The organism is Synechococcus sp. BDU 130192 (genome assembly GCF_963876085.1).
GTDB lineage: Bacteria > Cyanobacteriota > Cyanobacteriia > Cyanobacteriales > MRBY01 > MRBY01.
On the sequence record NZ_CAWNNO010000055.1, the window covers coordinates 37,553 to 61,355 of the forward strand.

Below are 23,803 nucleotides of genomic sequence, written 5' to 3' on the forward strand. Positions count from 1 at the left end.
ATGAGAAATGTTCACGTTCAAGAAGCAGTTGATCTGCTAATTGAATATGTTGATAAGTTATCGGAAGGTGAGGCTATCGGCTCGCCTACACCTCGGGCATTAAAACAGGTATTTGATGGTCATATCGAAGGCCATGGTGGAAGCGTTATCTTGGCCTGCGCTTTTCTCGTTTCATACTCGCTTACTGATTCCGCATGGGACTTCAATTTAGTACCAACAGGAATTCGTGGGAAGTACGGGGACAAACGGCTTGCCGCAGAGCTAACTTTTCGTCATGTAACCTTGCATAAAAATATCACTGCTTTTGGCGAAAACTTGGGTTGGAAGGGAAACGTACGCAACTTCCAGTTGTCGTCGGATTCGAGGTTTTCCGACTTTTTAGCCAATCTCAAAGAATTGGGCCTGGAAGAGCGTCGTAGCCTTGTTCGTCATATTGCTTGGCGCATGTACGAATCTCGTGTCGTTCCTAAGGCACTACCGAAACTACCAAGTAATTACTTATCGTACGCACGCAGTCTGGCATTGTGCGAAACGTTATTAGCCATTCCGTCAGAAGGGCATATTCAACAATTCCTCGTTGCCGCTTTTCTCGAAGTACACCGTAGGAGATTTGGGAACCGCATCGTAACCCACCACCCGCACGCGTCGGATAAATTTGATGGCACCAAGGGTGATATCGAAGAGTTCAAAGATTACCAATTGGTAGCTGCGTACGAAGTTACAGTTCGCAGTGATTGGAAAAACCGGTTAACTGATTTCGCTTCTAAGGTGGAGGAGGCAAGGTTACCAAAGTACATAATATTTGCCTCTAATGTACGTAACGATCCTGATTTATTCCCTGCCTCTAACCTCGTAGATTTCGTCGAACGCCTGCATTTTGATCTCGCTGTCGTTGATTTATTAGATTTCTTTTCGGTTTTTTGCGCTGAACTTCAACGGGAAGAAATTGAGCAAGTAATTAATCGTGCCTATGAGTTCTTGTGTGAGCCGAGGCTTTGCGGAAGAATAGATCTCATTGCCAAGTTTCGCGAGGCTACTGATCAGTGGCTTGAGAGCTAATAAGGCCGTCAACACGGACGCATTTTTTTTCGCTGTGCTCGCTACAAATGCGCCGGTTACGACTGGTGTTATGGTGCTGACAGAAAATGAAAATAGCTGAAATATTCGAAAACGAACCTACGCAATGGGGATTCCGAGGGGATCCATATCTTTGGCGTGAGTTAAAGGAAAGACTGGATAATGTTGATATGCCAGACACACCCGAACAGCTCAAAAGCATCATCGAAAAGGAATATGAAGTAGCGGCAGGTCACTCCATCAATCATAGAGAACCTTTCACCGTCGAAAGATTTATGCATGGCGGCATGTCTAGCGGCGGGATAAGCCCTGAATTTTGGTATGACTGCGGGATTCCACTGTTGGTGAAACGTCATGTCGCACCATAAAGTGACAAAACCAAGAATCATTGGTCTGACGGGGGGGATTGCGACGGGAAAAAGTACGGTAACGACTTACCTGGCCCAACGCTACCAGTTCCCCATTCTTGATGCTGATATTTATGCCCGTGAGGCGATCGCCCCGCCCTCGGCAATATTGACGCAAATTTTTGCCCGCTACGGGGCGGGAGTACAAAACGCTGATGGTTCCCTCAATCGCCAAGCTTTAGGGGACATTGTCTTTACTGATCCCGACGAAAAACTGTGGCTCGAAGCCCAAATTCATCCCTACGTGCGCCAGCGATTCCGTGAAACCTTAGCAACCATTCAGGAGACACAAGCCACGGTAATTTGCGCGATCCCACTGCTGTTTGAGGCGCAGTTAACGGATTTTGTCACGGAAATTTGGGTGGTTGCCTGTACTTCTGAGCAGCAGTTGGCGAGGCTCCAGCAGCGTAACCAGTTAAGCATTGCCCAGGCCCAAGCGCGAATCGCCAGCCAGATGCCCCTCGCCGAAAAAATCCAGCAGGCTGATGTGGTGCTTGATAATTCTTTGGATCTTGCAACACTCCATCACCAAGTTGATCGAGCCCTCAAAAGAGGTTGCTAGAATGAGCGGTGAAATCATCATTTTAAGGTAGCTGCGATGACCATTTGGGTAAATGAACAAATTGATCCGACGGGCATTCTTCAAGCTTGCATTGCTTGTCAAAATGAAGAAGCCGCGAAGGATTGCCATGAGCAATGGAAACAAAAACTCGCCACGGATAAAACCACCATCGGCTGGGAAGCAAAGATCCGCACCGTTGATTCTTGGGATGATGTGCCCGTTAATGCCCTGAAGCTTAGTTTTTAAAATGTATTTCAAAGGCGATTGCCCTGAATTTTTCGTGACAAATTTTTCGTTGTAACCCGCCCCGAAAAGCCATGAGCCCAAAACGACGGATGCGCTGGAGTTGGTGGAAGGACGCACCGCGCAATGTCAGTGAAAATGAATATGCCAAATTTGAATTCCTCGTGCTGGGGGCGATCGCCAGTGGTGGTTTAGCGGTGATCTCTTTGTTGATGGGGCTAACGGGCCAAGCTCTCAAAACATCTCAGGAACTTGCCCAGGTGGAGTCGCTTTCGGTACAGGCCGCCAGTGAAGCAACGACGAATCGCGATCTCATTAAGCTCGAAGGCTACCTTGTGGCGGACAATCCCCCAACGCTGCCCGATGATCCCGCCCTACAGATCATTCAGGGCAAAATTGAACTGGTCGCCCGCAATGGCCCCAGCACTGCCGAAGACACAATTCAAAAGGTGCTGTTTACTTGGGAAGCCGCCGTTGAGCAGGTCTTTTTGAGCGATGGAGAAACACGTATTCCCTTGGCGATCGCCCTGGAGCAATTTCCCCTCCCGGCGGCGCAACCAGAGCCTGACCAGCGTCCCAAGATCGAACGCACCGGAGAATCGGCCCGCTTAAGTAAACCCAAAGCCATTACCTATGCCGATCAAACCTTCCCTCTCACCGCCGCAGATTGGGGCAGACTTGATTACATTACGACAGATTTAGATCGTCGCGTCCTGCCCCACGGCCAAACAGTCACGGTGGTGGCGGCCCTGCGCGATCAACAATTGGTTGATCCACTGGGAGGTCGCTTAAAAATTGCCCTCGGCACCGAAGCAGACATTCGCCGCACTGGGGAACGCTTTGGTCGGCTGCTGACAGTGATTTGGCTGCCCTTGGCGATCGCCAGTTACCTCTGTGGCAAAAAAGCAGCCCAACTCAACCAAGACTTTCTCGAACGCTCCCAGCAATAACCAAGGCCATCGGTCAATCCTGAGAAAGTACGCTAAGTTGAATAGGAGCTGTTGTTTATCTTTCCCGACACATGGCAAACCAGAGCCCCCCGAATTTGGCGATCGCCTATGTCCATTTCTATGTAGACGATCTGGATTATTGGCAGACCTGGTTTCAAACAAAATTTCAACTCAACATCACCACTCCCCAAGCAACATTTCCGTTTTTACCTCAAAACACCATTCAACTTAATAGCCCAGAGTTAACCCTGATGCTCTCGGCGCCCCAAGCCCCTGCCGATCCCGTTGCCCAATACTTAACCCATCATCCCTGTGGTGTTGCGGATGTCGCCTTTTATATTGACCAAAAAGTTTTTTTTCAGCCAAAAAATACTGATCAATCTGTTACCGTATTACGCAATAATGTCGGGTTTCAACACACCCTTATTTATCGAGATACAGTTCCTAGAACGAATACCCAAATTGATCATTTAGTGCTCAATGTACCAGTAGGAAAACTCCAAGAAACGGTGCAATGGTACGAAGATAAATTTGGGTTTAATCGTCAGCAAACTTTTACGATCAAAACCAATTATTCCGGTCTCGCTTCCCAGGTTCTTTCCCATCCCAGCGGAATTCAACTACCCATTAATCAACCGGGAGACTGCTGTGAAAATCCGGAAACGGCACAGCGTTCCCAAATCCAAGAATTTATCGAGTTTAATCGTGGTGCTGGGATTCAACATATTGCCCTGAAATACAAAAACTTACCGGAGCAAATCGGGCACTTTCGCCGGACAAATATGGCATTTCTCGACGTTCCGGCCACCTATTACAAGAATCTCTGTGATCGCTATCCCCACCTAGAAACATTACCCCATTGGCCCCAAATTCAACAGGAAAAAATCCTCGTGGATGTGGTGCGATCGCCCAAGGAAATGCTCCTACAAATTTTCACCCAGCCTATTTTTAAAGAGCCGACATTTTTCTGGGAATTTATCGAACGCAAACAACAGGCCCAGGGATTTGGCGAAGGGAATTTCCAAGCATTGTTTGAAGCCATTGAACAGGCCCAACGGCAACGGCTGGTTTCCCCTCGCCCCTAAATGTCCGGCAAATAAGAGACTAAGCCGCTTCGGGATGTTCGATAATGCCGCCCCCCAGCACCCGATCGCCGTCATAGAGCACAGCCGCTTGACCAGGGGTAATGCCAAATTGGGGTTCCTCAAAAACCAGTTTGAGGCGATCGCCTTCTAGCGGAATTACCGTCACAGGCACCGCACCACTGCGATAACGCACCTGCACCTCTGCGCGGATGGGGCTTGTAATGCCTGGGAGCGCCAACCAATTCATGCGCTGTACTGTACATTCAGACTGACCAGCGCGATCGCGGGTACTTACTACCACCCGATTCATCACATTATCCAGCTTCACCACATAGAGGGGTTCCGGGGCGGCAATGCCCAAGCCCTTTCGTTGGCCGATGGTGTAATGATGGATGCCTGTATGGTGTCCCAGTACTTTCCCATCGAGATCGACGATTTCCCCTTCCCGCTGTTCGATGTATTTATCTAAAAAGGTTTTCATCGAACCATGGGCTTCAATGAGACAGAGGTCTTGGCTTTCTGGTTTTTTCGCCGTCGAAAGCTGCATTTCCGCCGCAATTTGCCGGGTTTCGCCCTTGGTCATTTCCCCCAAAGGAAACAGCGTCCCCGCCAGCATTTCTTGGGTGAGATCATAGAGAAAATAGGATTGATCCTTATGGCGATCCACCGCCCGCAACAGTTCATAGCGTCCGGTTTGATCGTTGTAACGAATTCTGGCATAGTGACCCGTCGCAATCTGATCAATGCCCAGCTCTGCCTTGGCCCATTGCAACATTGGCCCAAATTTCACCATCCGATTACATTGGGAACAGGGTAAAGGTGTCACCCCCGCTTCATAGCCAGACACAACATAATCAACAATGTATTTCTGAAACAAATCACGGCTATCCACGATGTGGTGGGGAATGCCCAATTGCTCACAAATATCTGCCGCATCCACCATCCCCTCCGAGCAACATTGACCTTTACCTTTCATCAGCCAGAGGGTGACCCCTTCGACAGTATAGCCCTGGCGATGGAGAATCCCTGCGGTGACGGAACTGTCTACGCCCCCTGATAACCCAACTGCAACTTTACCCATGGCCTTATCTGATCTCAATATCTTTTTTGGTGAATTGCCTACAACTAGATAAATGCACTGCCTGATGTGCCTAGCGATTTACCATTGTACTGGTATCCCCTCGCTGCTGGGCTGTGTCGCTCCCTAAGGATGTGCTGAACTTTGTTGATCACTTAGGGGATGACTTCTGTGGTGACTTGTTTTTGGGCCGACCCTGTCACCACCAATTGATTTTGTTTGAATTTGCCCACGGCGCGATCGCCATTGAGTTTGACCCGTGGGTTAGTCTGTTCATAAACCACATTGCCCACGGCCACCACTTCCTCGGCGGTGAGATTCCAATCCACTTGGTTGGCCTTGAGGGAGGTGGGGGGATCTTCGCCCGTTCCCCTGACCGCACCGCTTAATTGCGCCTGTTGAGTCTTGAGATTGTAGCGTCCTTGGTTGCCTCGAAATTGGACTCGTTCGGCGGTTTGGGTGAGTTGTACAGAATCTTGACCTGTAATGATACCCGCTTGGATATCCCAGGTGGCGGCTCCGCTGGCAAACTGCATCTCTGGGTCAAGGCTATTTAACAAAACATTGCCACTGACAATAATTTTCTGGGCTTTGAGTTGGGCTTCACCTTGATCTGCCCGGAGGCGATCGGTGATTGTTTCTGCGGTGTAACGCTGGACAGTGAGGCCCTCGGCGGCGGTAATTTTATCTTCAGCCACGAGCCAATTGAGCTTGCTGCCCTGGAGTTGCAAGGGGGGCTCCACAATGACCACCTCGACGGTATCGGCGAGTTCTAAATCCTGGCGATCGATGAAATATTTACCCTGTTTGGCGCTGAGTGTGCCGTTGGGATATTTGGCTTGGAGACCCGTGGTGATCTGGAGGATGAAATTGGCGGGTTCCCACTCGGCTTTCTCGGTTTCAAAGACGGCCCCCTGACGATTATCCGTGACCAAAACCCCTGATTCGAGGATAATGCGATCGCCATCGTTAATCACCTGACCCTTGTTCGCCTGGAGACTGAGGATCACTTCCCCATCTTGGTAGAGGTTCCCCACGAGCTTGGTGAGGGTGGCAGCTTTGCGGTCTTGGCTATAGATGGCTTCTTCGGCCTGGATTTTCCAGAGAATATTTCCCTCGGCATCGGATTGTTCGAGGAGGGCATCTTCGACGATGAGGCGATTTTCGGAATTTTGGCTTTGGGGTTCTGTTTCCGTCGCTGGCGGGCTATTGCGACAGGCCGTTATTCCCCCAAGATTCCCCATCAAGAGTAGTGCTAAGGCGAATATTTTTGGCGATCGCCCCCATTTCCATCGACACAAACGCACCATCACATTTACTTACTCATGACTGGGTAACTCAATTGTGCCACCACCACGATCTTCCATCAGCCTCGGTTCCGAAAACTGGCCCCGATGGAGCTTTTGGATATCCGTCTGGATTTGCTCTAGGTCAATGTAACGGTCTGCCACATTAATCAAACTATCGCTAGTCATCGATCGCAGGCTAACCACCTCAACCCGTGCCCCCCGATAGCTGACCGCATCCACTGCATAGGCTAGATCCCCGTCACCACTGACGAGCACCGCCGTATCATAGGAGCCCACGAGGGCCATCATATCCACTGCAATTTCCACGTCCAAATTGGCTTTTTTCGAACCATCCGGCAGTTGCACCAAATCCTTGGCAATGACCCGATAACCATTGCGGCGCATCCACAACAAAAAGCCTTGCTGTTTTTCGTTCGCCCGGTCAACCCCTGTGTAGAAAAAAGACCGCAGTAGCCGTGACCCGCCCGTTAAACGATAAAGAAGTTTGCTGTAGTCGATTTCGATGCCTAATTGCAGCGCTGCATAGAATAGATTAGAACCATCGATAAAGATCGCAACACGACCTCGATTTTCAAGTACCTGTTCAGGCGAGAAAACCGGATCGCTACCAAAGTGATCCAGCATTGTGATTATGCCTCTTGAGATTTTATTAAAACGAAAATATTTATGAAACAGTTTTTATAAAAAAATAGATGCCCCATTGTAAAAAAGGGAAACCCAATAACTAAGCTTACTGAGAAAGCTGGAACTTCGTCAAAACTTTTATCATTCCCTCGGTTTTGGGGCTGCGCTTAGGCGGAGGCTTCAGGGACTTCAAGGCGGGCAAAGATAGGCTGGGCTTTCGTTAGGGTTCGTTCAGACCAAGGCAAACCCCAGCGGCTATGGCTGGCAAAGGGAGCCAGATTGACAAGGTCTTCAGGGCGATTGAAGTCCCCAGGGAAACCTAATTGACGATAAATTTGATTGCTGAGATTGGGGATCACCGGGGAGAGTAAATAGGCCGCCAGACGTACGGATTCTAAGATCGTCAAGAGAATTTCCTCGACTTGGGCTTGTTCTCCCGCTTTAAATAAGGCCCAGGGGGCGCGGTCATCGATGTATTTGTTGCTGGCTTGGATGAGTGCTAATACCTGCTGACAGGCAGCGGTAAAGTTGAGATTGTCGTAGGCGGCACAGGTGCGATCGCCAAGGGTTTCCCCTAGGGCTTTGAGGGGGTGATCGGCGGCAATGGTGGCCAGATCTAGGGACGGAATTTCGCTTTTGCAGTATTTTTTCAGCATGCCTAGGGTGCGGTTCAGCAAATTCCCCAGGTCATTGGCCAAGTCAGCATTGACCACATTCACGAAGCGAGTTTCGTTAAAATCACCATCTTTCCCCAGTTCCACTTCTTTGAGGAAGTAATAACGCAGGGCATCGGCACCATATTGATTGACCAAAGCAATGGGGTCGATGGTATTGCCGAGGCTTTTACCCATCTTGAGGCCATTTTTGGTGAGAAAGCCGTGGCCAAACACCTTATCGGGCAGGGGCAGGTTTGCTGACATGAGCATCGCTGGCCAGTAGACCGCATGGAAGCGCAGAATATCTTTACCAATCAAATGGAGGTTGATGGGCCACCATTTTTTCAGGGCATTTTCGAGGGTGACTTCCTCCCCGTCTTCTAGCAGAGCCGTAACATAACCCAACAGCGCATCAAACCAAACATAGATCGTGTGGTTCTCGTCGGTGGGCACCGGGAAACCCCAGTCGAGATTGACGCGAGAAATTGAAAAATCCTGCAATCCCTGTTTCACAAAGTTGATCACTTCGTTGCGACGGCTGGCGGGCTGGATGAAGTCGGGATTTTCCTGGTAGAGGGTTTCGAGTTGGACTTGATATTTAGACAGACGGAAAAAGTAATTTTCTTCGTCCCGCCACTCGGCCTGCTTGTTGGTGTGGATCGCGCAGTGGTGGTCTTCGATCAGGTCTTTTTCTTCTTTAAATTCTTCGCAGGCAACGCAATACCAACCCTGCTGTTGGGCGAGGTAAATGTCGCCGTTGTCCCAGACCCGCTGGAAAAATTCAGCAACAATTTTCGCGTGGTTAGGGGCGGTGGTGCGGCTAAAGCGGTCGTATTGGATGTTGTAGTGCTGCCAGAGATCCTTGAAGCTGCAGATAATTTCGTCGCAGTGTACCTGGGGATCAACGCCTTTTTCCTGGGCGGTGCGCTGGATTTTTTGGCCATGTTCGTCGGTGCCTGTGATAAAAAGCACGTCATTCCCCTTAAGGCGATGGAAACGGGCGATCGCATCGGCCACCATCGTTGTGTAGGCACTGCCAATGTGGGGCACGTCATTGACGTAATAGAGGGGAGTTGTCAGGGCAAAACGAACGGGAGAAGTCATACAGGGGCGATCGCCTAGGAATAGATTCAATACAAACTTTTTGTCGCTACTGCGTCAAACCAAGGGCAAGACAACAGGCACATTCGCCCTATTTTACAAGGTTCTCGCCCGGCTCCCAATGAAAATTTTTTCAGGCTCACCGCTCCCTAGAAATCTGTCGGGGCAACTTGCCGATAGATGTAACGAACAATCCAACTGGCAAGGAAGCCCAACAGCGCGTAGATCACAATCGCAATGAGGAGATTGACATCAAAAATATTCGTGCCGAGGGTTGCATCAGTGCGTTCTACCGGGCTGATAAACAGCGTTGAAAAGGGTGAGACAAAAGGCCCCGAAAGGGCATAGATAAATTTTGCAAAGGTATTTTCTGGGTTGGCGCCGGATAGCCGCAGGAAAAACCGCAAGACTAACAGCACTTCCAGTAAACCCACGAGAATGTAAATGCTATTTTCGATGCGCCTAAACAAAACCCTTTTCCGAATCGCATCCACTTTTTGCTGTTCTTGGCGCAGTTTCGCGACTTCATTCACAGAGCCATCATCCTCAGGCTGAGGATTTGGGTTGGGGTACTGATTCATAGCTAGACTATCCCTGATCAAAATGTGTCACCCCATGATCTTAGCCACACAAAGGCGGGCTTAGATGTTAAGAAACATCAAGTCAGTCCCAGGAAAATCAAGAAAAATTTTGTGGAATTCAGAAGATTTAGGACAGTTTCATCAATACTGCAATGCACTGTCTGTCCCTAGCACTCATGGGGGAAATTAGGCCTTTCTACCCGCAGATTTTAGATATTCTGTGTTTACGCCAGATTCCCGGACGAGGGCTAATTTTCCAGTCCGCGCCACTTCAATGATGCCGAATTTTTCGAGCATTTGAAGGATAGCGACCATTTTGCCGGGGTCACCCACCACCTGCACCGTCACGGTTCTGTCAGAAATATCGACGATCCGCGCCCGGAAAACCTGGACCAATTGCATCACTTCAGAGCGTTGGCTCGCATCGGCATTGACCTTGACCAACATCAGTTCCCGTTCCACACAGGGTTTGGCGGTGACATCGTCCACTTCCCGCACGTGGATGAGCTTGTCGAGTTGGGCAGAAACCTGTTCAATTTCTTTTTCGTCGCAGGGAACAACCATGGTAATCCGGGAAATACCCTCTTTTTCGGCGGGGCCAACGGCGAGGCTTTCGATGTTAAAACCACGACGGGCAAAGAGTCCGGCAATGCGGGTGAGGACTCCGGCTTCGTCTTCAACAAGAACTGAGAGGGTGTGTTTCATCATGGTCTGGGGAATTGGGGCGGCGCTACGTACTAAAACCAAGGGGATATATTACTATAGCTCGCTGGCACCTTCTAGCCATTGGGAAAATAATTCATAGATGAGGGCCGGGGCTTCGTCGTGGGGGCAGTGGCCAAGGCCGGGCAAAATCTTGAGGGTGATCCGGGGATTAACGGCGGCAAGTTGGGGGGCGATCGCCACGGGGACAAAACAATCCTGTTCGCCCCAGAGCAGCAACATTGGGCAAGGCATTTTCGCAAAAACCGTGGCCATGGGCGGCACAAAGCCTGGCTGACCGACGCGGCGACTCAGGGCAACAAATGCTTGAGCAGCATCTTGATCCAGGGTCGGGGCCTGCACAATTGCTAACAGTTCGGCATCAATGTCTGGCCAGGAAGGATAGGCTAATTTCAGCCAATTTTTCAGGACAAAGGGACGACGCGCCACCCGAAAGATGAGTTTCAGGAGCCAGGGTTGCATGGCACTGCGCTCCAAACCATTGACAATCGGGCGCAGAGGTTTGGGGAGCATCGCTTGGCGTTGGGCAACATCCGGCACACTCATCAGGGCGATCGCCTCGACCCGATTTTTCGGATCTTGGCCCAGGTTGGCACAGACCAAAGAACCAAGGGAATTGCCCAACAAAATTACCGGACGCCGCACCACAAGGTTTAAAAAGTCGCTCAATTGGGCTGTCCAGAGGGGGACGCCAAACTCTGCACGGCCTTTCCGCGAACCCCCAAACCCTAATAAATCCAGGGCATACACATCGCGATCCTGGGCCAGCAAGGGCATTAAATGACGCCAATGCTCCAGGGCCGCCCCAAATCCATGGAGGAGGACAAGGGGCGATCGCCCTCTGTTTTCTGGAACCGTGCGCCAAAAACTGTAACGAATCTGCCAGCCCCGCCAAATCCAGCACCGTTGTGACCCGATCCGTTGTGACCAAGGTTGAAGCGCCATTGCAGCATTTATTCCCCTAGGGTGTTGGGCGATCACCATAACTTAAATTGAGCATCCTCGCTTGAAAAATCATCACAAATTGTCCCTAAAATCTGCCCCAGGACGTAACGAAAAGTCCGCCAATGAGTAAAATGGGCATAGTTCTCAATTTTTTATTGACTGTAATAAACCTACCTACCAAATCGTAACAACATTCAACGCATAGCCTGTGAAAGATAAAAGACGCGTAAAACGTGACCTCCCGAAAATTAACGAAAGAATTCGTTTTCCAAATATCAGAGTCATCAGTGGAGACGGGGAACAACTTGGCATCATGACCCCCGCCGAGGCCCTGGCGATCGCCGAAGAAGAAGACCTCGATCTTGTCCTCGTCAGCGAAACCGCCAAGCCGCCAGTATGCCGGATTATGGACTACGGGAAGTACAAATTCGAGCAGGAAAAACGCGCCCGAGAAGCCAAAAAGAAACAGCACAATGCGGATCTCAAAGAGGTCAAAATGCGTTACAAAATTGAGGAACATGACTACCAAGTCCGGGTAAACAGTGCCCAGCGCTTCCTCAAATCAGGCGACAAAGTCAAAGCAACGATCACCTTCCGGGGCCGGGAGATCCAACACTCCAACCTCGCCCAAAAACTGCTAGATCGCATGGCCAAAGACCTCGAAGAAGTCGGTGAAATTCAACAGCGGCCAAAACGAGAAGGGCGTAACATGATGATGATCCTCGCCCCGAAAAAATCCACCTAGGCGCGATTGAGGCGGCCAACATGAAAATGTAGCTATTTATCGCTGGGGAGTCAGTTGTGCTTGCGGGCAAAAGCTACTCCCCAATGTTGTTTCTATAACGTTAAAGCCAACCATGGCCCGTCGCTGTTCAAAAGTTCCTAAAACACCCAGACTGTTTGCAAATTTAGGTTTCTCCCCCACAAGCTTAGGTTAAGCTTCGCGGGTCCCCCCCCATCCAGAAGGCCCCTGTGACCATGGTTGTTTGTCCCCAATGTACCCAAGAAAACCCACCAGAAAATCGTTTCTGTCAGTATTGTGGAAGCTCTCTGACGAGGCCCTGTCCCCACTGTGAAGCGCCCGTACGGTTACAGCAAGAGCAATGTGAATCTTGCCAAGGGTGGGTCAGTCGGCCTCTCACAGCCTTGATCCTGGACGCTGAAGCGGCATCTTGCCAAGCACGAGAAACCCTTGATGAAGCTGGTCGTTATCGCCTGGGCGATCGCCCAACGGTACGGGCCGAAACATTTCCTTGGCTCACGGTGATCGATACAACCCCAGAAACCCCAACAATTTTAGAAACTGCCCTCCAAGAATTAGAAATAACCGATCCCGCCCAGCTCGCTGATCCCGACCTCTGGCAAGATAAAGAAATTCCGGCGATCGCCCGTCAGTATCTCAGCCTGCAAGATGATTTTTCTGCGGTGCCAAAACTCCTGGAAGCTTGGCGTCAGCCAGAATATCAAGTGTTGCTGTTTGAGCAACGCCCACAGCCCCTCACGCCCTTAAAAACCTACTGCCAAGCACAAACCCCCCTCTACGAACAACTGCTGCAATGGTGTTTTCAGATGGTGCAGCTATGGCGAGAATTGGTGCCCCTCCAATGTTGCCAAACTATCCTTGAACCAACAAATTTATACCTCGACGAAGACCAAAGCCTCGTGGTGCGACAACTCCTCCAGGACGATCCAGACCATCTCCCGGCACTGCAGCGACTGCCTCAACTATGGCAAGATTTGTTTCACCTATCTACCCAACCAGCGTGGCAACCCCTCTATGAGCTGACTGAAACGGCCCAAATTGGTGGTTTGGATACGGTCTCCCGCCTAAAAAAAGCCCTCCGTGCCCTCGCCCCAGAAGATACCGATGATTTTTATGGGGAAGTGGAGGGAGAATTAGAAGCCATCGAATTACAACCAGAGGATTTAACCACCCTGGATGATGTGTTGTTGTCGGCTGATTTAGGCCCAGAAGATCTCGCAGAAACCCCGGACGGAGAAGCGGCAACGGCCAATCCTGAATCAGAAACAGAAGACTCACCCCAGATTGAACATTCTGGAGGGAGCATCGCCTCGGGGGACTTTGAACCCTTGGATTTCCCAGACGAAGAGGAAGCCTCAACGGTGGTCTTACCGATGAATTTGGTGAGTTTAGACGATGCAGGCTGCACGGATATTGGTCAAGAGCGGGATCACAACGAGGACTATTTTGGTATGCGTACCCGCATCGAAAAGCAGGAAAATCTCCTGGGGAGACAAATTCAAGGGCGCGGCTTTTATGTGGTCTGTGATGGTATGGGCGGCCATGCGGCGGGGGAAGTGGCCAGTGCCCTTTCTGTAGAAACGATTCAGGCTTTTTTCCAAGAGCATTGGCAGGACAAGTTACCGGATGAGGCCGTGATCCGCCAGGCCATTTGGGAGACCAATGAGGCGGTTTACAATATCAACCTGAAAAATTCCCGTTCTGGGAGCGGGCGCATGGGCACCACCTTAGTTTTGATGTTGGTTCAAGACAATCAGGTGGCGATCGCCCATGTGGGAGACAGTCGCATCTATCGTGTGAGCCGCAAAGGAAATCTCGAACAACTCACCGTTGACCATGAGGTGGGTCAGCGGGAATTACATCGGGGCGTCACCCCAGAGATTGCCTATGGGAGGCCCGATGCCTACCAACTGACCCAGGCCATTGGCCCCCGGGAAAATAGCTTTGTGGAGCCGGATATTAATTTTTTCCAGGTGAACGAAGATAGTCTGTTTTTGCTCTGTTCCGATGGCTTATCAGACAATGACTTAATTGAAACGACCTGGGAAGAAATGCTCCTCCCCCTCCTGAGTGCCCGGGCCAATTTAGATGAAGGAGTGCATCGCTTAATTGCCCTGGCTAATGAACGCAATGGTCATGACAACATCACGGCGGTGCTTGTGCGGTTACGGGTTCGTCCTAATATTGGGGCCTCAAGTTTTTAGAAATCATGATTTCAGTGATTATGCCTGTTTTAAATGAGGCAGCCGGTATTGTCCCTTGTTTACAATCTTTGCTCCAAGTTCCTACTCCTTTAGAAATTATTGTTGTGGATGGGGGCAGCCAGGATCCGACTTGTGATCTAGTGCGTCAGTTTCCGGTGACCCTTTGTCAAACCACTGGGGGACGCGGCCAACAAATGAATCGAGGGGCGGCGATCGCCCAGGGAGACATTTTTCTGTTTCTCCATGGCGATACCCAATTACCCCAGGACTTTGCGGCCCTTGTGACAGAGACTTTGGCTGATTCCCAGGTGGTGGCTGGAGCCTTTCCTTTAGGAATTACCGATTCTCGGTGGCGATTTCGTGCTTTAGAAAAGTTAGTGCAATGGCGATCGCAACTTTTGGCTTTGCCCTACGGTGACCAGGCCATTTTTTTGCGGCGTCAGGATTTTGAAGCCCTGGGGGGTTATGCTGAAATTCCTATTATGGAAGACTACGAGCTAATGCAACGGCTGAGAAAACGGGGCAAGATTCGCCTGACAAGCCAACCTGTACAAACTTCGGCTCGCAGATGGCAGCGACTGGGTCTGTGGCGCACCACTTGGATTAACCAAAAAATGCTCCTCGGTTATCATCTCGGCATTGATCCAGAGATTCTCCGTCAATGGTATCGTCAACAAATCCGTGATTCGTGATCAAAGATTGTTATTGGGGCTTGTTCAGATTATCAAGCTGTTCTCGGAGGCGATCGCAAAAACCATACAGTTCATCCAAAGCATTAAGGGGAGCCGGATTAATTTGGCTCCGCAGATAAATATGGCGCAATTTCCGCTCTAGACGTTGGGCCGCTTCAATGGCCTCTTGTCCAAGTTCATCCATCTGCTGCTGTTGATAAAACGCCAGTGCTTGACCCCGTAAGACTTGTAAGGTGCCCTCTTCACCGTACTGTCCCGGCATAACCCGCAACCGCAGTAAAATTCGCTCACCCTGATAGTATTGTTCCATTTCCACTTTTTTCGGTCGGTCGATGGGCCCTGGGGGCAGGTGAGCGAGGCGCTTAAATTCATCGAGGATGCCGTGGAATGTTTCCTGGGGAATACCGGACAATGACCCTTTCATCAAACCACTTTCACTGAGAAAAATGCGGCCTGCCCGGGCGTGGTTTTCAAAATAGAGGCGGCCAATGCCCTCCGTTAAAATGCGGCCCAGCAGTTCTTGGTATAGTTGCGACGCGGATAAGTGGTTGAGTTCTTCGAGGGGAGTGTTGAGATATTGCGGTGAAATTTGCAATTCCCCTGCATCATTCGCCGTAGCAGACGGTGACGCTTGCAATTGTACTGGCCCCTTGGGAATCACCACCGCCGGCACATGTCGAAAAAATTCGGACAGTTCATTATCCACCGGCATCTGTAGAGTCGTTGTCTCCCCAGAAAACACGGCAGTGTCTTGATCCGCATCATTAGAAACAGACGACGGCATGGGTGGTGGCCCATTTTCCATGACTAAAGTCGCCCGTTCTGAGATTGGTGGGGTGGCGTTTTTTTGGCCAGGGACTGGGGACGTTTTGGGTTGGGGCGGAGATTTTTGCTTGCTTTGATGGTAATTCAGGTAAGAAGACAGAATTAGCTGGTAGGTTTTGAGATCAAGCTTTTGGGCTTTGAGTTGCAGTCCGCCGCGACTGAGCAGTTTATTGACGATGGCTGCGACGCTTGAGCGTTGGGGATCGACAATGCCCAGGGTGAGACAGCGATCTTGGAGGGTGAGGGGCAGAATTTCGTGATTACGGCAAAGATTCAGGGGCAAATAGCGATCAATCAACTGAAAGGTCTGCTGCAAGTCGAGATTAGACCAAGTAAAGGGCTCAATGGTGATGGGCAAGGGGGCTGGCATATTAGCGTCGGGGGAGACAAAATAGTTTTTAACGGCGGGAATAATTAATATAGAAAAATTTTTAAAATCGAGGACTAGCACCACCAAAGCTCAGTAAGCAGTCCAGCAAGATTGCCCTCTAGTGTAACCCCTTGGTTCAGGGGCCAGACATGATTTCTCGAAGAAGCTTTACAGAATTTTAAGCGATCGCCCCCTTTGTCGAGATTTTCTAGCAGGCTTTACGTTTCGCAACTTCTGGATGTCATGAACTGGCGATGACAACACCGGATCTCAGGGCGGCATTGCTTTTTTCTGGAGCGATCCCCGAAACATATCGCAGCAAAAAAGGCGATCGCCACGGCAATCCCCCCACTAGCGTTACTAAAGTTCATCTGCCCATACCCTTTGTAAAAGAAGAAAATTTTTCGTAACTTTATACTTCTTTGAGCTGTCTCAGCCGACCCAAATTCACTGCCTAGAATGGGGCCGTAACCAACCTACCCAGTTCTATCCAGTTGGACTGACGCACAAATATATGGCTTCTCTCAATCTCGCAATCAATGGTTTTGGCCGCATTGGCCGCCTCGTTTTCCGTGCTGCCCTCCACAACTCCAATCTCAATTTTGTTTGCATCAATGATCTGATTTCCCCGGAAAAGATTGCCTATCTCCTCAGATATGACTCTACCCATGGTCGTTTTCCGGGCACCATCGAAGCCACCGCCGATGGTATTTATGTGAATGGCCAGTTTATCCGCTGCACGATGGTCAAAGACCCCAGTATGTTGCCCTGGGAAGAACTAAACGTTGACTATGTGATTGAATCTACTGGATGTTTCCGGGATTTTGTCGGCGTCTCCAAGCACCTAGAAGCCGGAGCGAAACGGGTAATTGTTTCTGCGCCTACCAGCGAACCCCAGCGCATTCCCACCTTTGTGGTTGGGGTAAATCACCATGATTATTCCCCGGCCTATGACCGCATTGTGTCCAACGCCAGTTGTACGACCAATTGTCTCGCCCCCATTGCCAAGGTGATCCACGATAACTTTGGCCTAGCAGAGGGATTGATGACGACGATCCACGCGATGACAGCGACCCAGCCCACCGTGGATGGAGCCAATAAAAAAGACAATCGGAGTGGTCGCGGCGCAGGTCAAAATATTATTCCGGCATCTACTGGCGCGGCGAAGGCAGTGACCTTGGTCTTACCGGAGTTGGCCGGACGTTTAACCGGGATGGCGATGCGGGTGCCGACCCCTGATGTTTCGGTGGTTGATCTGACCTTCCGCACCGAAAAACCCACTTCCTATGGGGAAATTTGTGCCGCGATGCGTGAGGCGGCCAATGGTGAGCTAAAAGGCGTTTTGGCCTACACCAAGGATGATGTGGTTTCTACAGACTTCACCAGCGATCCCCATTCCAGCATTTTCGATGCCGGGGCTGGGATGGCGCTGAATGAGCACTTTTTTAAGGTAGTAGCTTGGTATGACAACGAATGGGGCTATGCCAATCGCGTTTTAGATTTGCTCCTGAGTATGGCTGCTAAGGAAAAAGAAACAGAAATGGCGATCGCCGCCTAAGAGAACCTCACTTAAGATCTCTTAGAAACACAAAATCCCCTTGTGGATGCAGGGGGATTTTCAGCATGATTTTTAGGTTTTTATTTTTTATCTCAAACCGCAATGCATCTAACCGGCCTGGTGGCGATCCAACTGGTCTAAATCCAAGTCTAAAGCGGCAATATCCGCATTATTACCAATCACCGATTTCATCCCCTCTAGGGTAGACATCATATTGCGGGGGTCGAGGAACATCACCTTACTGCTGCCGCTACTACCAATGGTTTGCCCCATTTCGAGGTATTGCTGGGCCAAGATAAACTGCAACGCTTCACCGGCGGCAGGATTGGTTTTGAGCTGTTGGGCGACAATTTGCATCGCTTGGGCAGAGGCCTGGGCGCGCATCACTTCTTCCTGGCGTTTCGCCTCCGCCCGCATGATAATCGCTTCTTTTTCTGCTTCTGCCTGGAGAATAGCTGCTTTTTTCTGGGATTCGGCCTCTAACACCTGGGACTCAGCACGACCCTGGGCAGAGTTGACCGCCGATTCTCGTTCCCCTTCAGAGGTGAGGATTGCGGCCCGTTTTTTCCGCTCAGCGGCCATTTGCAGCTCCATGGAGTCCAGCACCGCCTTAGAGGGTACAATGTCGCGCAGTTCGACCCGGGTGACTTTTACGCCCCAAGGGTCGGTGGAAATATCCAATTCCCGCAGCAAGAGCTCGTTAATTTCGGTGCGGGCGGTGAAGGTTTCATCAAGTTCTAGCTTGCCCATTTCCGAGCGGATTTGGGTGAGAACCAAGTTCACCATGGCAGACTGGAGATTTTCTACCTTGTAATAGGCTTTGTACATATCGACAATGCGCCAGTAAACCACCGCATCCACGCTAATGGAAACGTTGTCACGGGTGATGCAAGATTGGGGGGGGACATCTAAAACTTTTTCCCGAATGGTCTCGCGATAAACGATTTTATCGATAAAAGGGGTGACGAAATTCAAGCCCGGTTCAAGGGTTTTTTTATAGCTACCGAGGCTTTCGACTAAATATTGATTTTTTTCATTGACAATCTTGACGGAACCAAAAACAGCGGAACCACCCAGGGCCAAAATGATAAATACTAAAGGGTTCATTGGAATCTGCCTCAATGGTTGTTGGGTAAATATAAGCAGGATTTGTTTTCAGGCTAGCGCAGGTCGTTTGTCTTGATGGGCTTCTGTTGTGGAAAAGTTACCTGGGCTGGGGAGGTGAAACCAGGACATAAAAAAAGAGAATCAGCACTTGGCTCATTCTCTAGGAACTGGATTATGGGAAAAAGTAGTGGTTATTGGGCGAAACCGGAGTTGTATTCGTTAAAGGATTGGATCGGTTTTTTGAGGTTCTCGCCTTCCCGTAGTGGTAAGTCAAAGAGCTTCCGGAAGGTATTGTCGATGTCGTTAAAGTCGCTTTGGCCGACTTCATTAAAAATGACTTTGCCCTTGGCATCGAGAATGACGGTTTGGGGGATTTTTCCGCCGTAGTAATAACCGACTTCGTCTTTGCTGTAGCGTTTTTTCTGGGGAATGGAGTCGATCGCCACGGGGATAATGCTGATCACTTTTTCGTAGTAGGACTGGATTTCGGAGACAATGGGGGCAAAACGCTTACTGTCGCTACTGTCGTCGGCGTAGAACACCAACATGGCAGGGAGTTTCCGTTCTCTAGTTTCTTGGAGAGAGAGGCGGGGCGGTACGAGGGAACCATTGCCTGCGTAAAGAACAAAAACATTGCCATCGTAGCGATCATCGTTGAGGCTCGCCCAGGCGGGGGTGACACATAGGGATAGCGTTGTTATGAGAATAACGAGGAGGCTAAGAAGAATGTGCTTGGGGGAAAGGTGCCGGGCTTGCATCATGGAATTTTTGTTTTACTTAAAGGGTTATGAACTTGGCTGGCGTCACTATGGTGAATTATCGCATTAGCCTACAAGCATGGGTAGAGCGATCGCCAGAAAACCTAAGAAGAAATACTTATCGGTACTGGGAGGTTAGATTGCGATGGTGCAGCAGAGAGATAATTTGCGATGAAAGAACAGCAACAGGCGTTATTTTTTCGGCAGTTGGGGGCAACCCTCAAAGCAGGCATGGGCTTGGGTCAGGCGGTAGCCTTGGCCATGGGGGAAATTCCCCGGCGGCAACGGGAGCCTTGGCAGGGGGTAATTTTACAGTTAGAGCGGGGCCATAGTCTCCGGGAAAGTTGGCGGCCGGTGCGATCGCAGTTTTCGGCCTGGGCGATCGCCCTCCTGGAGATTGCCGAAACCAGTGGGGCTTTGGTGAGCGTTTGCCGGGATGTGTCAGATACCTTGGTGGAGATGGCAGAACGGCGGCGCTTAATCCGAGGGATGCTCCTGCGGGGGCTGGTCATGGTCTGGTCTTGGGTGATGGTTATCTATCTGCTGCTGGGGGGCTCACTCCTGGCGGGAGACTTCGGGGCGACGGCCTTGACCACGGCGATCGCCTTAATGGTTTTTCTGTATGGGGCGATCACTTGGGAACCGCTGCGCCTCGGTTTACGGCGGGTGCCGCCGCTGCGAAACATTACTCGGTTGCAGATGCTGATTCATCTGGGTTATCTCCAGTTGCCCCTGGATTGTGGTTTGCCCCTAACGGCAGCGATCGCCTGGTTAGCCGAGGGATTTCCAGATCCAGATCTCCAAACCATTTGCCGACGCATTGAACCCCAGGTGCGCCGGGGCACAGACTTAACGACGGCGATCGCCCCCTATTTTTCGCCGATGGTGCGCCAAATCATTCGTTCTGGGGAAACAGCCGGCACCTTGCCCCTCAGCTTTAGTCAAATTCGCCAATATTACCAACGGGAACTGTTCCGCCGTTTTACGTTGTTGCGGGTGCAAATTTTGCTGTTAAGTCTGTTGAGCTTTGGGGTATTTGTGGCGCTGTTGGGGGCCGATGTGATTCAGTCAATGCAACAGCAATTTGAGGCTTTTTAACTTTCCCGAACGGCAGAGGTCTGCCAAACCTCCACTCTACCCTACATCCAGATAATTAGGCAGCATAGGCCTGTTGGAGCGCTTCTACTACGCGACTGAGACCCACGGAATTGGAGGCTTTAAACAAAAGGCGATCGCCGGGTTGCATAGTTGCCCGTAAATGCGCAATTAAGCTCCCGTGGTCGGGGAAACAAAGACTTGGCACCCCTGGGGCACCATCGGCGATCGCCTGGGCTTCCGGGTCATCCACCAACACATAGAGCTGATCGAGACCAAGGGCCTGGGCCTTTTCGCCCACTTGGATATGGAGCGCTTCAGAAAATTCCCCCAGTTCTTTCATTGTCCCCAGCACGGCAATGTGGCGATCGCCGGGGGTCTGTTTCAGCAGATCAAGGGCCGCCAACATCGACTCTAGCCCAGCATTGTAGGTTTCATCTAACAGCACAATGTCATTGGGGAGCACCAGGCGCTGCGATCGCCCCTTGGGCATGGCCAGGGAAATTTCCGTCGTTAAATCCTGCCAACCAAAACCCAGCACTTGCATCACCCCCAGGGCCGCCAGGTAATTGAGGGCATTGTGTTGACCTGTGAGGGGCACCGGAAATACTTGATCGGCCACTTTGACTTGATCCGGCGCGATGTATTCCCCGGTTAGATCCCCCTGGCTAAAGCCATAGCTGAGGGTTTTCCCAGACCAAACCGTTGCTGCCGTCGCCATCAGTAACTCATTATCGGCGTTGAGCATCGCCACGCTGTCCTTGGGCATAAATTCGAGCAGTTCGCATTTGGCCTTGGCGATCGCCTCCCGTGATCCGAGGCGACCAATGTGGGCTGTCCCGACGTTGGTAATAATGCCGATCGTTGGCTGGGCAATTTCTGCGAGTCGGGCAATTTCCCCTGGCCCTCGCATCGCCATTTCAATCACAGCAAAATCATGGTCTGGGGTCAGGTTTAACAAGGTCTTGGGGACGCCGATTTCATTGTTAAAATTGGCCTCGGTTTTGAGCACTTTGCCCTGGGTGCCCAAAACCCCCGCAATCAGTTCCTTGGTGCTGGTTTTCCCCACAGAACCCGTAATCCCAATCACCGGAATGTTGACCTGTTGTCGCCACCACGCCCCTAAATCTTGGTAGGCTCGGAGGGTATCGTTGACGATCCACTGGGGTAAATCCGTCTCCAGGGGCCGACTGGTAATGAGGGCGATCGCCCCGGCCTGGTGTGCTTGGTCAACATAATCATGGCCATCGAATTTCTCGCCCACGAGGGCCACAAACACATTGCCCGGCTGTAAATCTCTAGTGTCCGTCGAAACGCCGGTGGCGGGTTCAGGGGAAATCTGTTGGGGCGATCGCCGTAAATTTTCCCCCAAGATTGCCGTCAACTGAGACAACATCAACACAATCCCCATGACTTGAGTAACCCCACAACAAACTTTCCTAGGCAATCTTACGGGATTTTGGGTAGCCCCTAGTGATATTTGTCACCATCGTCGGGGCGGCGATCGCCTACATTATAAAGAGATGCCCTGTGACAAAATTAGCAACCAAACCCCAGAAGCCTAGTAAAATCAGAGAAAATAGCCACAGCAAAGCTCAACCCTCCCAAGACCCGTTTTTACAACCGTAGCCTTGATCTTTACCAAGAAAACACAAAAAGCCGCGCCTCTTCCCCTCAGTTGCCACTTAAGATAGAAAAAAATCAGTCTCCCCTAAATCTAATAGCTCTCCTCTGTCGTCCCTCGCCTTGTAATCAGCCTATCCCTTACCCAGTTCCTCGATTAGCGTGACGAAAGTAACTCCCATCGCCTCTTATCTCCGGCAAACCAATTCCGCCGAACAAGAGCTATATGACTATTTGATGCACGCCGTCCAAAGCCACACCCCCGATGAGCTGCTCCAGGAATTCAAGCAATTTTTCCTTGAAGGACGCCAAGCGCCGACTCCCGAGCTACACCAGGCCCTGATCACTATCCTCAAAACCCCTGGTGTCGAAGAAGATTTTAAATTCATTCTGAACCGCTGCTGTCACATCATTATCAACCGCTGGCAAATCCACCCCCAGCTCCAAAAATCGATCCCTCGATTGGTTGAACTGTTTGACTCTATCCCGCCGCCGAGCCTTTCGACGCCCCGCCTGACGAAATTACATCGCCAATTAGTGGCGGACTTTAGTACCTCCGAACAATATCTCACCCTGCAACGTTTGGCGCGGGTGGTAGAAGACGACGACAGTAAAAAGAAATTTACCTGGAATGACCAAAGCGTTTCGGTGGGTCAGTTAATTCAACGCTATCCCTATCTGTATGAACACTGCCTGCTCAGTGAAGATAGCAGCTTTGAACACCAGCAGACCGTCCGTCAGGTGCAAGCGAGAATTCAGCGGGCCTTTGAGTTAGACCTTTCTAAATATGTCATGTATCAGGTGCGTTTGGCTCAACTGGCTCGCCGTAAGCATTCGATTCAGGATGCTAAACAAATGCTCCAGGGGGTGCAAAATCCCACTTTACTCACAGAGCGAGAGTTGGGAACTGCCCTGAAATATTTCGTGGGGAAACCGGAGCGGGGCCACAGCTACCGGGACTTGTCTCAATATTTTTTACGCCGGACGACGGAAATTCTCTCCTACGAAGACTTTAAGCATGAGCTATTTAGCTACTTAATTTCTAGCGTCGATCAAAAGTATGGCAAGTTGCAGTTTAACCAGAGGCTCTACCAAAAGCTGCAAACCATGTTGCCGAACTACGATCACCAAAAACCCAATGAGTTGTTGATGATGCGTACGGCCAGTCAACTGCTCAATTATCTCATTGTGGAAAGTCCCCAGCGGCCGGAGCATTACGTTTTTGTAGATATGATCACGAACCTTGGCCCGACGGTGACGGTGGCATTGCTCCTGAAGTTGGTCTTGATGTGCGGTAAGGCGAAACCCCACCTCGAAAGGCGCTTTTCAATTCTCTTCAGCCACTACGAATCCCAATCCCAAGAGGGGGTACCTTGGCTGATCAAATCCTTAGAAAACCTCCACATTGCCCTCAGTGTGCATTTTGGTGATGCGGATGTGTCGTTTCTCAAGCAAATTATGTAAAG

24 protein-coding genes are annotated in these 23,803 nt (G+C 50.6%); 13 read left to right on the forward strand and 11 right to left on the reverse strand.

Features of this window, described 5'->3' with window-relative positions; translation table 11 throughout:
• The 6 genes from AACT35_RS11525 to AACT35_RS11550 all read left to right on the forward strand — a co-directional run bounded on the left by AACT35_RS11525 (nt 1) and on the right by AACT35_RS11550 (nt 4,324).
• Entirely contained in the window at nt 1–1,059 is a 1,059-nt protein-coding gene (locus AACT35_RS11525; protein WP_099239546.1) for a hypothetical protein, read from the forward strand.
• 86 nt (nt 1,060–1,145) lie between these two features.
• Nucleotides 1,146–1,445: a hypothetical protein gene (locus tag AACT35_RS11530; RefSeq protein WP_099239548.1), complete on the forward strand. Its 300-nt coding sequence runs from the start codon at nt 1,146–1,148 to the stop codon at nt 1,443–1,445.
• Nucleotides 1,432–2,046, forward strand: a complete 615-nt coding sequence (gene coaE / locus AACT35_RS11535) for a dephospho-CoA kinase (RefSeq protein ID WP_099239550.1) — start codon at nt 1,432–1,434, stop codon at nt 2,044–2,046. The genes AACT35_RS11530 and coaE overlap by 14 nt, the downstream gene beginning before the upstream one ends.
• A 36-nt stretch (nt 2,047–2,082) precedes the next feature.
• Nucleotides 2,083–2,292, forward strand: a complete 210-nt coding sequence (locus AACT35_RS11540; RefSeq protein WP_012308307.1) for a hypothetical protein — start codon at nt 2,083–2,085, stop codon at nt 2,290–2,292.
• 71 nt (nt 2,293–2,363) lie between these two features.
• Nucleotides 2,364–3,239 (forward strand): hypothetical protein, encoded by an 876-nt coding sequence (locus AACT35_RS11545; RefSeq protein ID WP_099239552.1) that lies wholly within the window; start codon nt 2,364–2,366, stop codon nt 3,237–3,239.
• A 71-nt stretch (nt 3,240–3,310) separates the two neighbouring features.
• The gene (locus AACT35_RS11550) at nt 3,311–4,324 is read left to right on the forward strand and encodes a VOC family protein (RefSeq protein ID WP_099239554.1); all 1,014 of its coding nucleotides are present in this window, start codon (nt 3,311–3,313) and stop codon (nt 4,322–4,324) included.
• A 19-nt stretch (nt 4,325–4,343) separates the two neighbouring features.
• Here the strand turns inward: AACT35_RS11550 and mnmA are convergent, their stop codons facing one another.
• The 7 genes from mnmA to AACT35_RS11585 form a co-directional block, all read right to left on the reverse strand.
• On the reverse strand, nt 4,344–5,405 hold the full coding sequence (mnmA, locus tag AACT35_RS11555; protein ID WP_099239556.1) for a tRNA 2-thiouridine(34) synthase MnmA: 1,062 nt from the start codon (nt 5,403–5,405) through the stop codon (nt 4,344–4,346).
• A gap of 152 nt (nt 5,406–5,557) precedes the next feature.
• A complete protein-coding gene (gene lptC, locus AACT35_RS11560) occupies nt 5,558–6,712 on the reverse strand; it encodes an LPS export ABC transporter periplasmic protein LptC (protein ID WP_254048025.1) in 1,155 nt (384 codons plus the stop codon).
• A gap of 9 nt (nt 6,713–6,721) precedes the next feature.
• A complete protein-coding gene (locus tag AACT35_RS11565) occupies nt 6,722–7,336 on the reverse strand; it encodes a LabA-like NYN domain-containing protein (RefSeq protein WP_012308301.1) in 615 nt (204 codons plus the stop codon).
• A 167-nt stretch (nt 7,337–7,503) separates the two neighbouring features.
• Nucleotides 7,504–9,096: a methionine--tRNA ligase gene (gene metG / locus AACT35_RS11570; protein WP_099239561.1), complete on the reverse strand. Its 1,593-nt coding sequence runs from the start codon at nt 9,094–9,096 to the stop codon at nt 7,504–7,506.
• Nucleotides 9,097–9,242: 146 nt separating this feature from the next.
• Nucleotides 9,243–9,674: a YggT family protein gene (locus tag AACT35_RS11575; protein WP_012308299.1), complete on the reverse strand. Its 432-nt coding sequence runs from the start codon at nt 9,672–9,674 to the stop codon at nt 9,243–9,245.
• 186 nt (nt 9,675–9,860) lie between these two features.
• Nucleotides 9,861–10,379, reverse strand: a complete 519-nt coding sequence (gene ilvN, locus AACT35_RS11580; protein ID WP_012308298.1) for an acetolactate synthase small subunit — start codon at nt 10,377–10,379, stop codon at nt 9,861–9,863.
• 54 nt (nt 10,380–10,433) lie between these two features.
• Entirely contained in the window at nt 10,434–11,342 is a 909-nt protein-coding gene (locus AACT35_RS11585; RefSeq protein WP_099239563.1) for an alpha/beta fold hydrolase, read from the reverse strand.
• A gap of 208 nt (nt 11,343–11,550) precedes the next feature.
• Between AACT35_RS11585 and infC the strand changes: the two genes are divergently transcribed.
• The 3 genes from infC to AACT35_RS11600 all read left to right on the forward strand — a co-directional run bounded on the left by infC (nt 11,551) and on the right by AACT35_RS11600 (nt 15,001).
• On the forward strand, nt 11,551–12,087 hold the full coding sequence (gene infC, locus AACT35_RS11590) for a translation initiation factor IF-3 (protein ID WP_012308296.1): 537 nt from the start codon (nt 11,551–11,553) through the stop codon (nt 12,085–12,087).
• Between the two features lie 233 nt (nt 12,088–12,320).
• Nucleotides 12,321–14,309 (forward strand): serine/threonine phosphatase, encoded by a 1,989-nt coding sequence (locus AACT35_RS11595; protein ID WP_099239565.1) that lies wholly within the window; start codon nt 12,321–12,323, stop codon nt 14,307–14,309.
• 5 nt (nt 14,310–14,314) lie between these two features.
• A complete protein-coding gene (locus AACT35_RS11600) occupies nt 14,315–15,001 on the forward strand; it encodes a TIGR04283 family arsenosugar biosynthesis glycosyltransferase (RefSeq protein ID WP_254048026.1) in 687 nt (228 codons plus the stop codon).
• 10 nt (nt 15,002–15,011) lie between these two features.
• Here the strand turns inward: AACT35_RS11600 and AACT35_RS11605 are convergent, their stop codons facing one another.
• A complete protein-coding gene (locus AACT35_RS11605; protein WP_339374615.1) occupies nt 15,012–16,277 on the reverse strand; it encodes a hypothetical protein in 1,266 nt (421 codons plus the stop codon).
• A 173-nt stretch (nt 16,278–16,450) separates the two neighbouring features.
• On the opposite strand from AACT35_RS11605, the gene AACT35_RS11610 reads away from it, so the two are divergent.
• Both AACT35_RS11610 and gap read left to right on the forward strand, forming a co-directional pair.
• Nucleotides 16,451–16,606, forward strand: a complete 156-nt coding sequence (locus AACT35_RS11610) for a hypothetical protein (RefSeq protein WP_157096874.1) — start codon at nt 16,451–16,453, stop codon at nt 16,604–16,606.
• Between the two features lie 104 nt (nt 16,607–16,710).
• On the forward strand, nt 16,711–17,754 hold the full coding sequence (gene gap, locus AACT35_RS11615; protein ID WP_099239569.1) for a type I glyceraldehyde-3-phosphate dehydrogenase: 1,044 nt from the start codon (nt 16,711–16,713) through the stop codon (nt 17,752–17,754).
• Nucleotides 17,755–17,862: 108 nt separating this feature from the next.
• Here the strand turns inward: gap and AACT35_RS11620 are convergent, their stop codons facing one another.
• A complete protein-coding gene (locus tag AACT35_RS11620; RefSeq protein WP_012308290.1) occupies nt 17,863–18,861 on the reverse strand; it encodes an SPFH domain-containing protein in 999 nt (332 codons plus the stop codon).
• Between the two features lie 191 nt (nt 18,862–19,052).
• Nucleotides 19,053–19,622 carry a thylakoid membrane photosystem I accumulation factor gene (locus AACT35_RS11625; RefSeq protein WP_099239571.1) on the reverse strand — a complete coding sequence of 190 codons (570 nt, stop codon included), beginning with the start codon at nt 19,620–19,622 and terminating at the stop codon, nt 19,053–19,055.
• Between the two features lie 168 nt (nt 19,623–19,790).
• Here AACT35_RS11625 and AACT35_RS11630 point away from each other — a divergent pair, with 168 nt between their 5' ends.
• Nucleotides 19,791–20,717, forward strand: coding sequence for a type II secretion system F family protein (locus AACT35_RS11630; RefSeq protein ID WP_099239573.1), 927 nt, complete (start codon nt 19,791–19,793; stop codon nt 20,715–20,717).
• 55 nt (nt 20,718–20,772) lie between these two features.
• Here the strand turns inward: AACT35_RS11630 and AACT35_RS11635 are convergent, their stop codons facing one another.
• Nucleotides 20,773–22,125 carry a UDP-N-acetylmuramoyl-tripeptide--D-alanyl-D-alanine ligase gene (locus AACT35_RS11635; RefSeq protein ID WP_099239575.1) on the reverse strand — a complete coding sequence of 451 codons (1,353 nt, stop codon included), beginning with the start codon at nt 22,123–22,125 and terminating at the stop codon, nt 20,773–20,775.
• A gap of 374 nt (nt 22,126–22,499) precedes the next feature.
• Here AACT35_RS11635 and AACT35_RS11640 point away from each other — a divergent pair, with 374 nt between their 5' ends.
• A complete protein-coding gene (locus AACT35_RS11640) occupies nt 22,500–23,801 on the forward strand; it encodes a hypothetical protein (RefSeq protein WP_099239577.1) in 1,302 nt (433 codons plus the stop codon).
• Nucleotides 23,802–23,803: the final 2 nt, after the last annotated feature.

What these genes read in the sequence shown, in the direction of transcription:
- AACT35_RS11525 (WP_099239546.1), top strand. Translation starts at nt 1, where the DNA reads ATGAGAAATGTTCACGTTCAAGAAGCAGTTGATCTGCTAATTGAATAT.
- AACT35_RS11530 (WP_099239548.1), top strand. Translation starts at nt 1,146, where the DNA reads ATGAAAATAGCTGAAATATTCGAAAACGAACCTACGCAATGGGGATTC.
- coaE (WP_099239550.1), top strand. Translation starts at nt 1,432, where the DNA reads ATGTCGCACCATAAAGTGACAAAACCAAGAATCATTGGTCTGACGGGG.
- AACT35_RS11540 (WP_012308307.1), top strand. Translation starts at nt 2,083, where the DNA reads ATGACCATTTGGGTAAATGAACAAATTGATCCGACGGGCATTCTTCAA.
- AACT35_RS11545 (WP_099239552.1), top strand. Translation starts at nt 2,364, where the DNA reads ATGAGCCCAAAACGACGGATGCGCTGGAGTTGGTGGAAGGACGCACCG.
- AACT35_RS11550 (WP_099239554.1), top strand. Translation starts at nt 3,311, where the DNA reads ATGGCAAACCAGAGCCCCCCGAATTTGGCGATCGCCTATGTCCATTTC.
- mnmA (WP_099239556.1), bottom strand. Translation starts at nt 5,405, where the DNA reads ATGGGTAAAGTTGCAGTTGGGTTATCAGGGGGCGTAGACAGTTCCGTC.
- lptC (WP_254048025.1), bottom strand. Translation starts at nt 6,712, where the DNA reads ATGGTGCGTTTGTGTCGATGGAAATGGGGGCGATCGCCAAAAATATTC.
- AACT35_RS11565 (WP_012308301.1), bottom strand. Translation starts at nt 7,336, where the DNA reads ATGCTGGATCACTTTGGTAGCGATCCGGTTTTCTCGCCTGAACAGGTA.
- metG (WP_099239561.1), bottom strand. Translation starts at nt 9,096, where the DNA reads ATGACTTCTCCCGTTCGTTTTGCCCTGACAACTCCCCTCTATTACGTC.
- AACT35_RS11575 (WP_012308299.1), bottom strand. Translation starts at nt 9,674, where the DNA reads ATGAATCAGTACCCCAACCCAAATCCTCAGCCTGAGGATGATGGCTCT.
- ilvN (WP_012308298.1), bottom strand. Translation starts at nt 10,379, where the DNA reads ATGAAACACACCCTCTCAGTTCTTGTTGAAGACGAAGCCGGAGTCCTC.
- AACT35_RS11585 (WP_099239563.1), bottom strand. Translation starts at nt 11,342, where the DNA reads ATGGCGCTTCAACCTTGGTCACAACGGATCGGGTCACAACGGTGCTGG.
- AACT35_RS11595 (WP_099239565.1), top strand. Translation starts at nt 12,321, where the DNA reads ATGGTTGTTTGTCCCCAATGTACCCAAGAAAACCCACCAGAAAATCGT.
- AACT35_RS11600 (WP_254048026.1), top strand. Translation starts at nt 14,315, where the DNA reads ATGATTTCAGTGATTATGCCTGTTTTAAATGAGGCAGCCGGTATTGTC.
- AACT35_RS11610 (WP_157096874.1), top strand. Translation starts at nt 16,451, where the DNA reads ATGACAACACCGGATCTCAGGGCGGCATTGCTTTTTTCTGGAGCGATC.
- gap (WP_099239569.1), top strand. Translation starts at nt 16,711, where the DNA reads ATGGCTTCTCTCAATCTCGCAATCAATGGTTTTGGCCGCATTGGCCGC.
- AACT35_RS11620 (WP_012308290.1), bottom strand. Translation starts at nt 18,861, where the DNA reads ATGAACCCTTTAGTATTTATCATTTTGGCCCTGGGTGGTTCCGCTGTT.
- AACT35_RS11625 (WP_099239571.1), bottom strand. Translation starts at nt 19,622, where the DNA reads ATGATGCAAGCCCGGCACCTTTCCCCCAAGCACATTCTTCTTAGCCTC.
- AACT35_RS11630 (WP_099239573.1), top strand. Translation starts at nt 19,791, where the DNA reads ATGAAAGAACAGCAACAGGCGTTATTTTTTCGGCAGTTGGGGGCAACC.
- AACT35_RS11635 (WP_099239575.1), bottom strand. Translation starts at nt 22,125, where the DNA reads ATGGGGATTGTGTTGATGTTGTCTCAGTTGACGGCAATCTTGGGGGAA.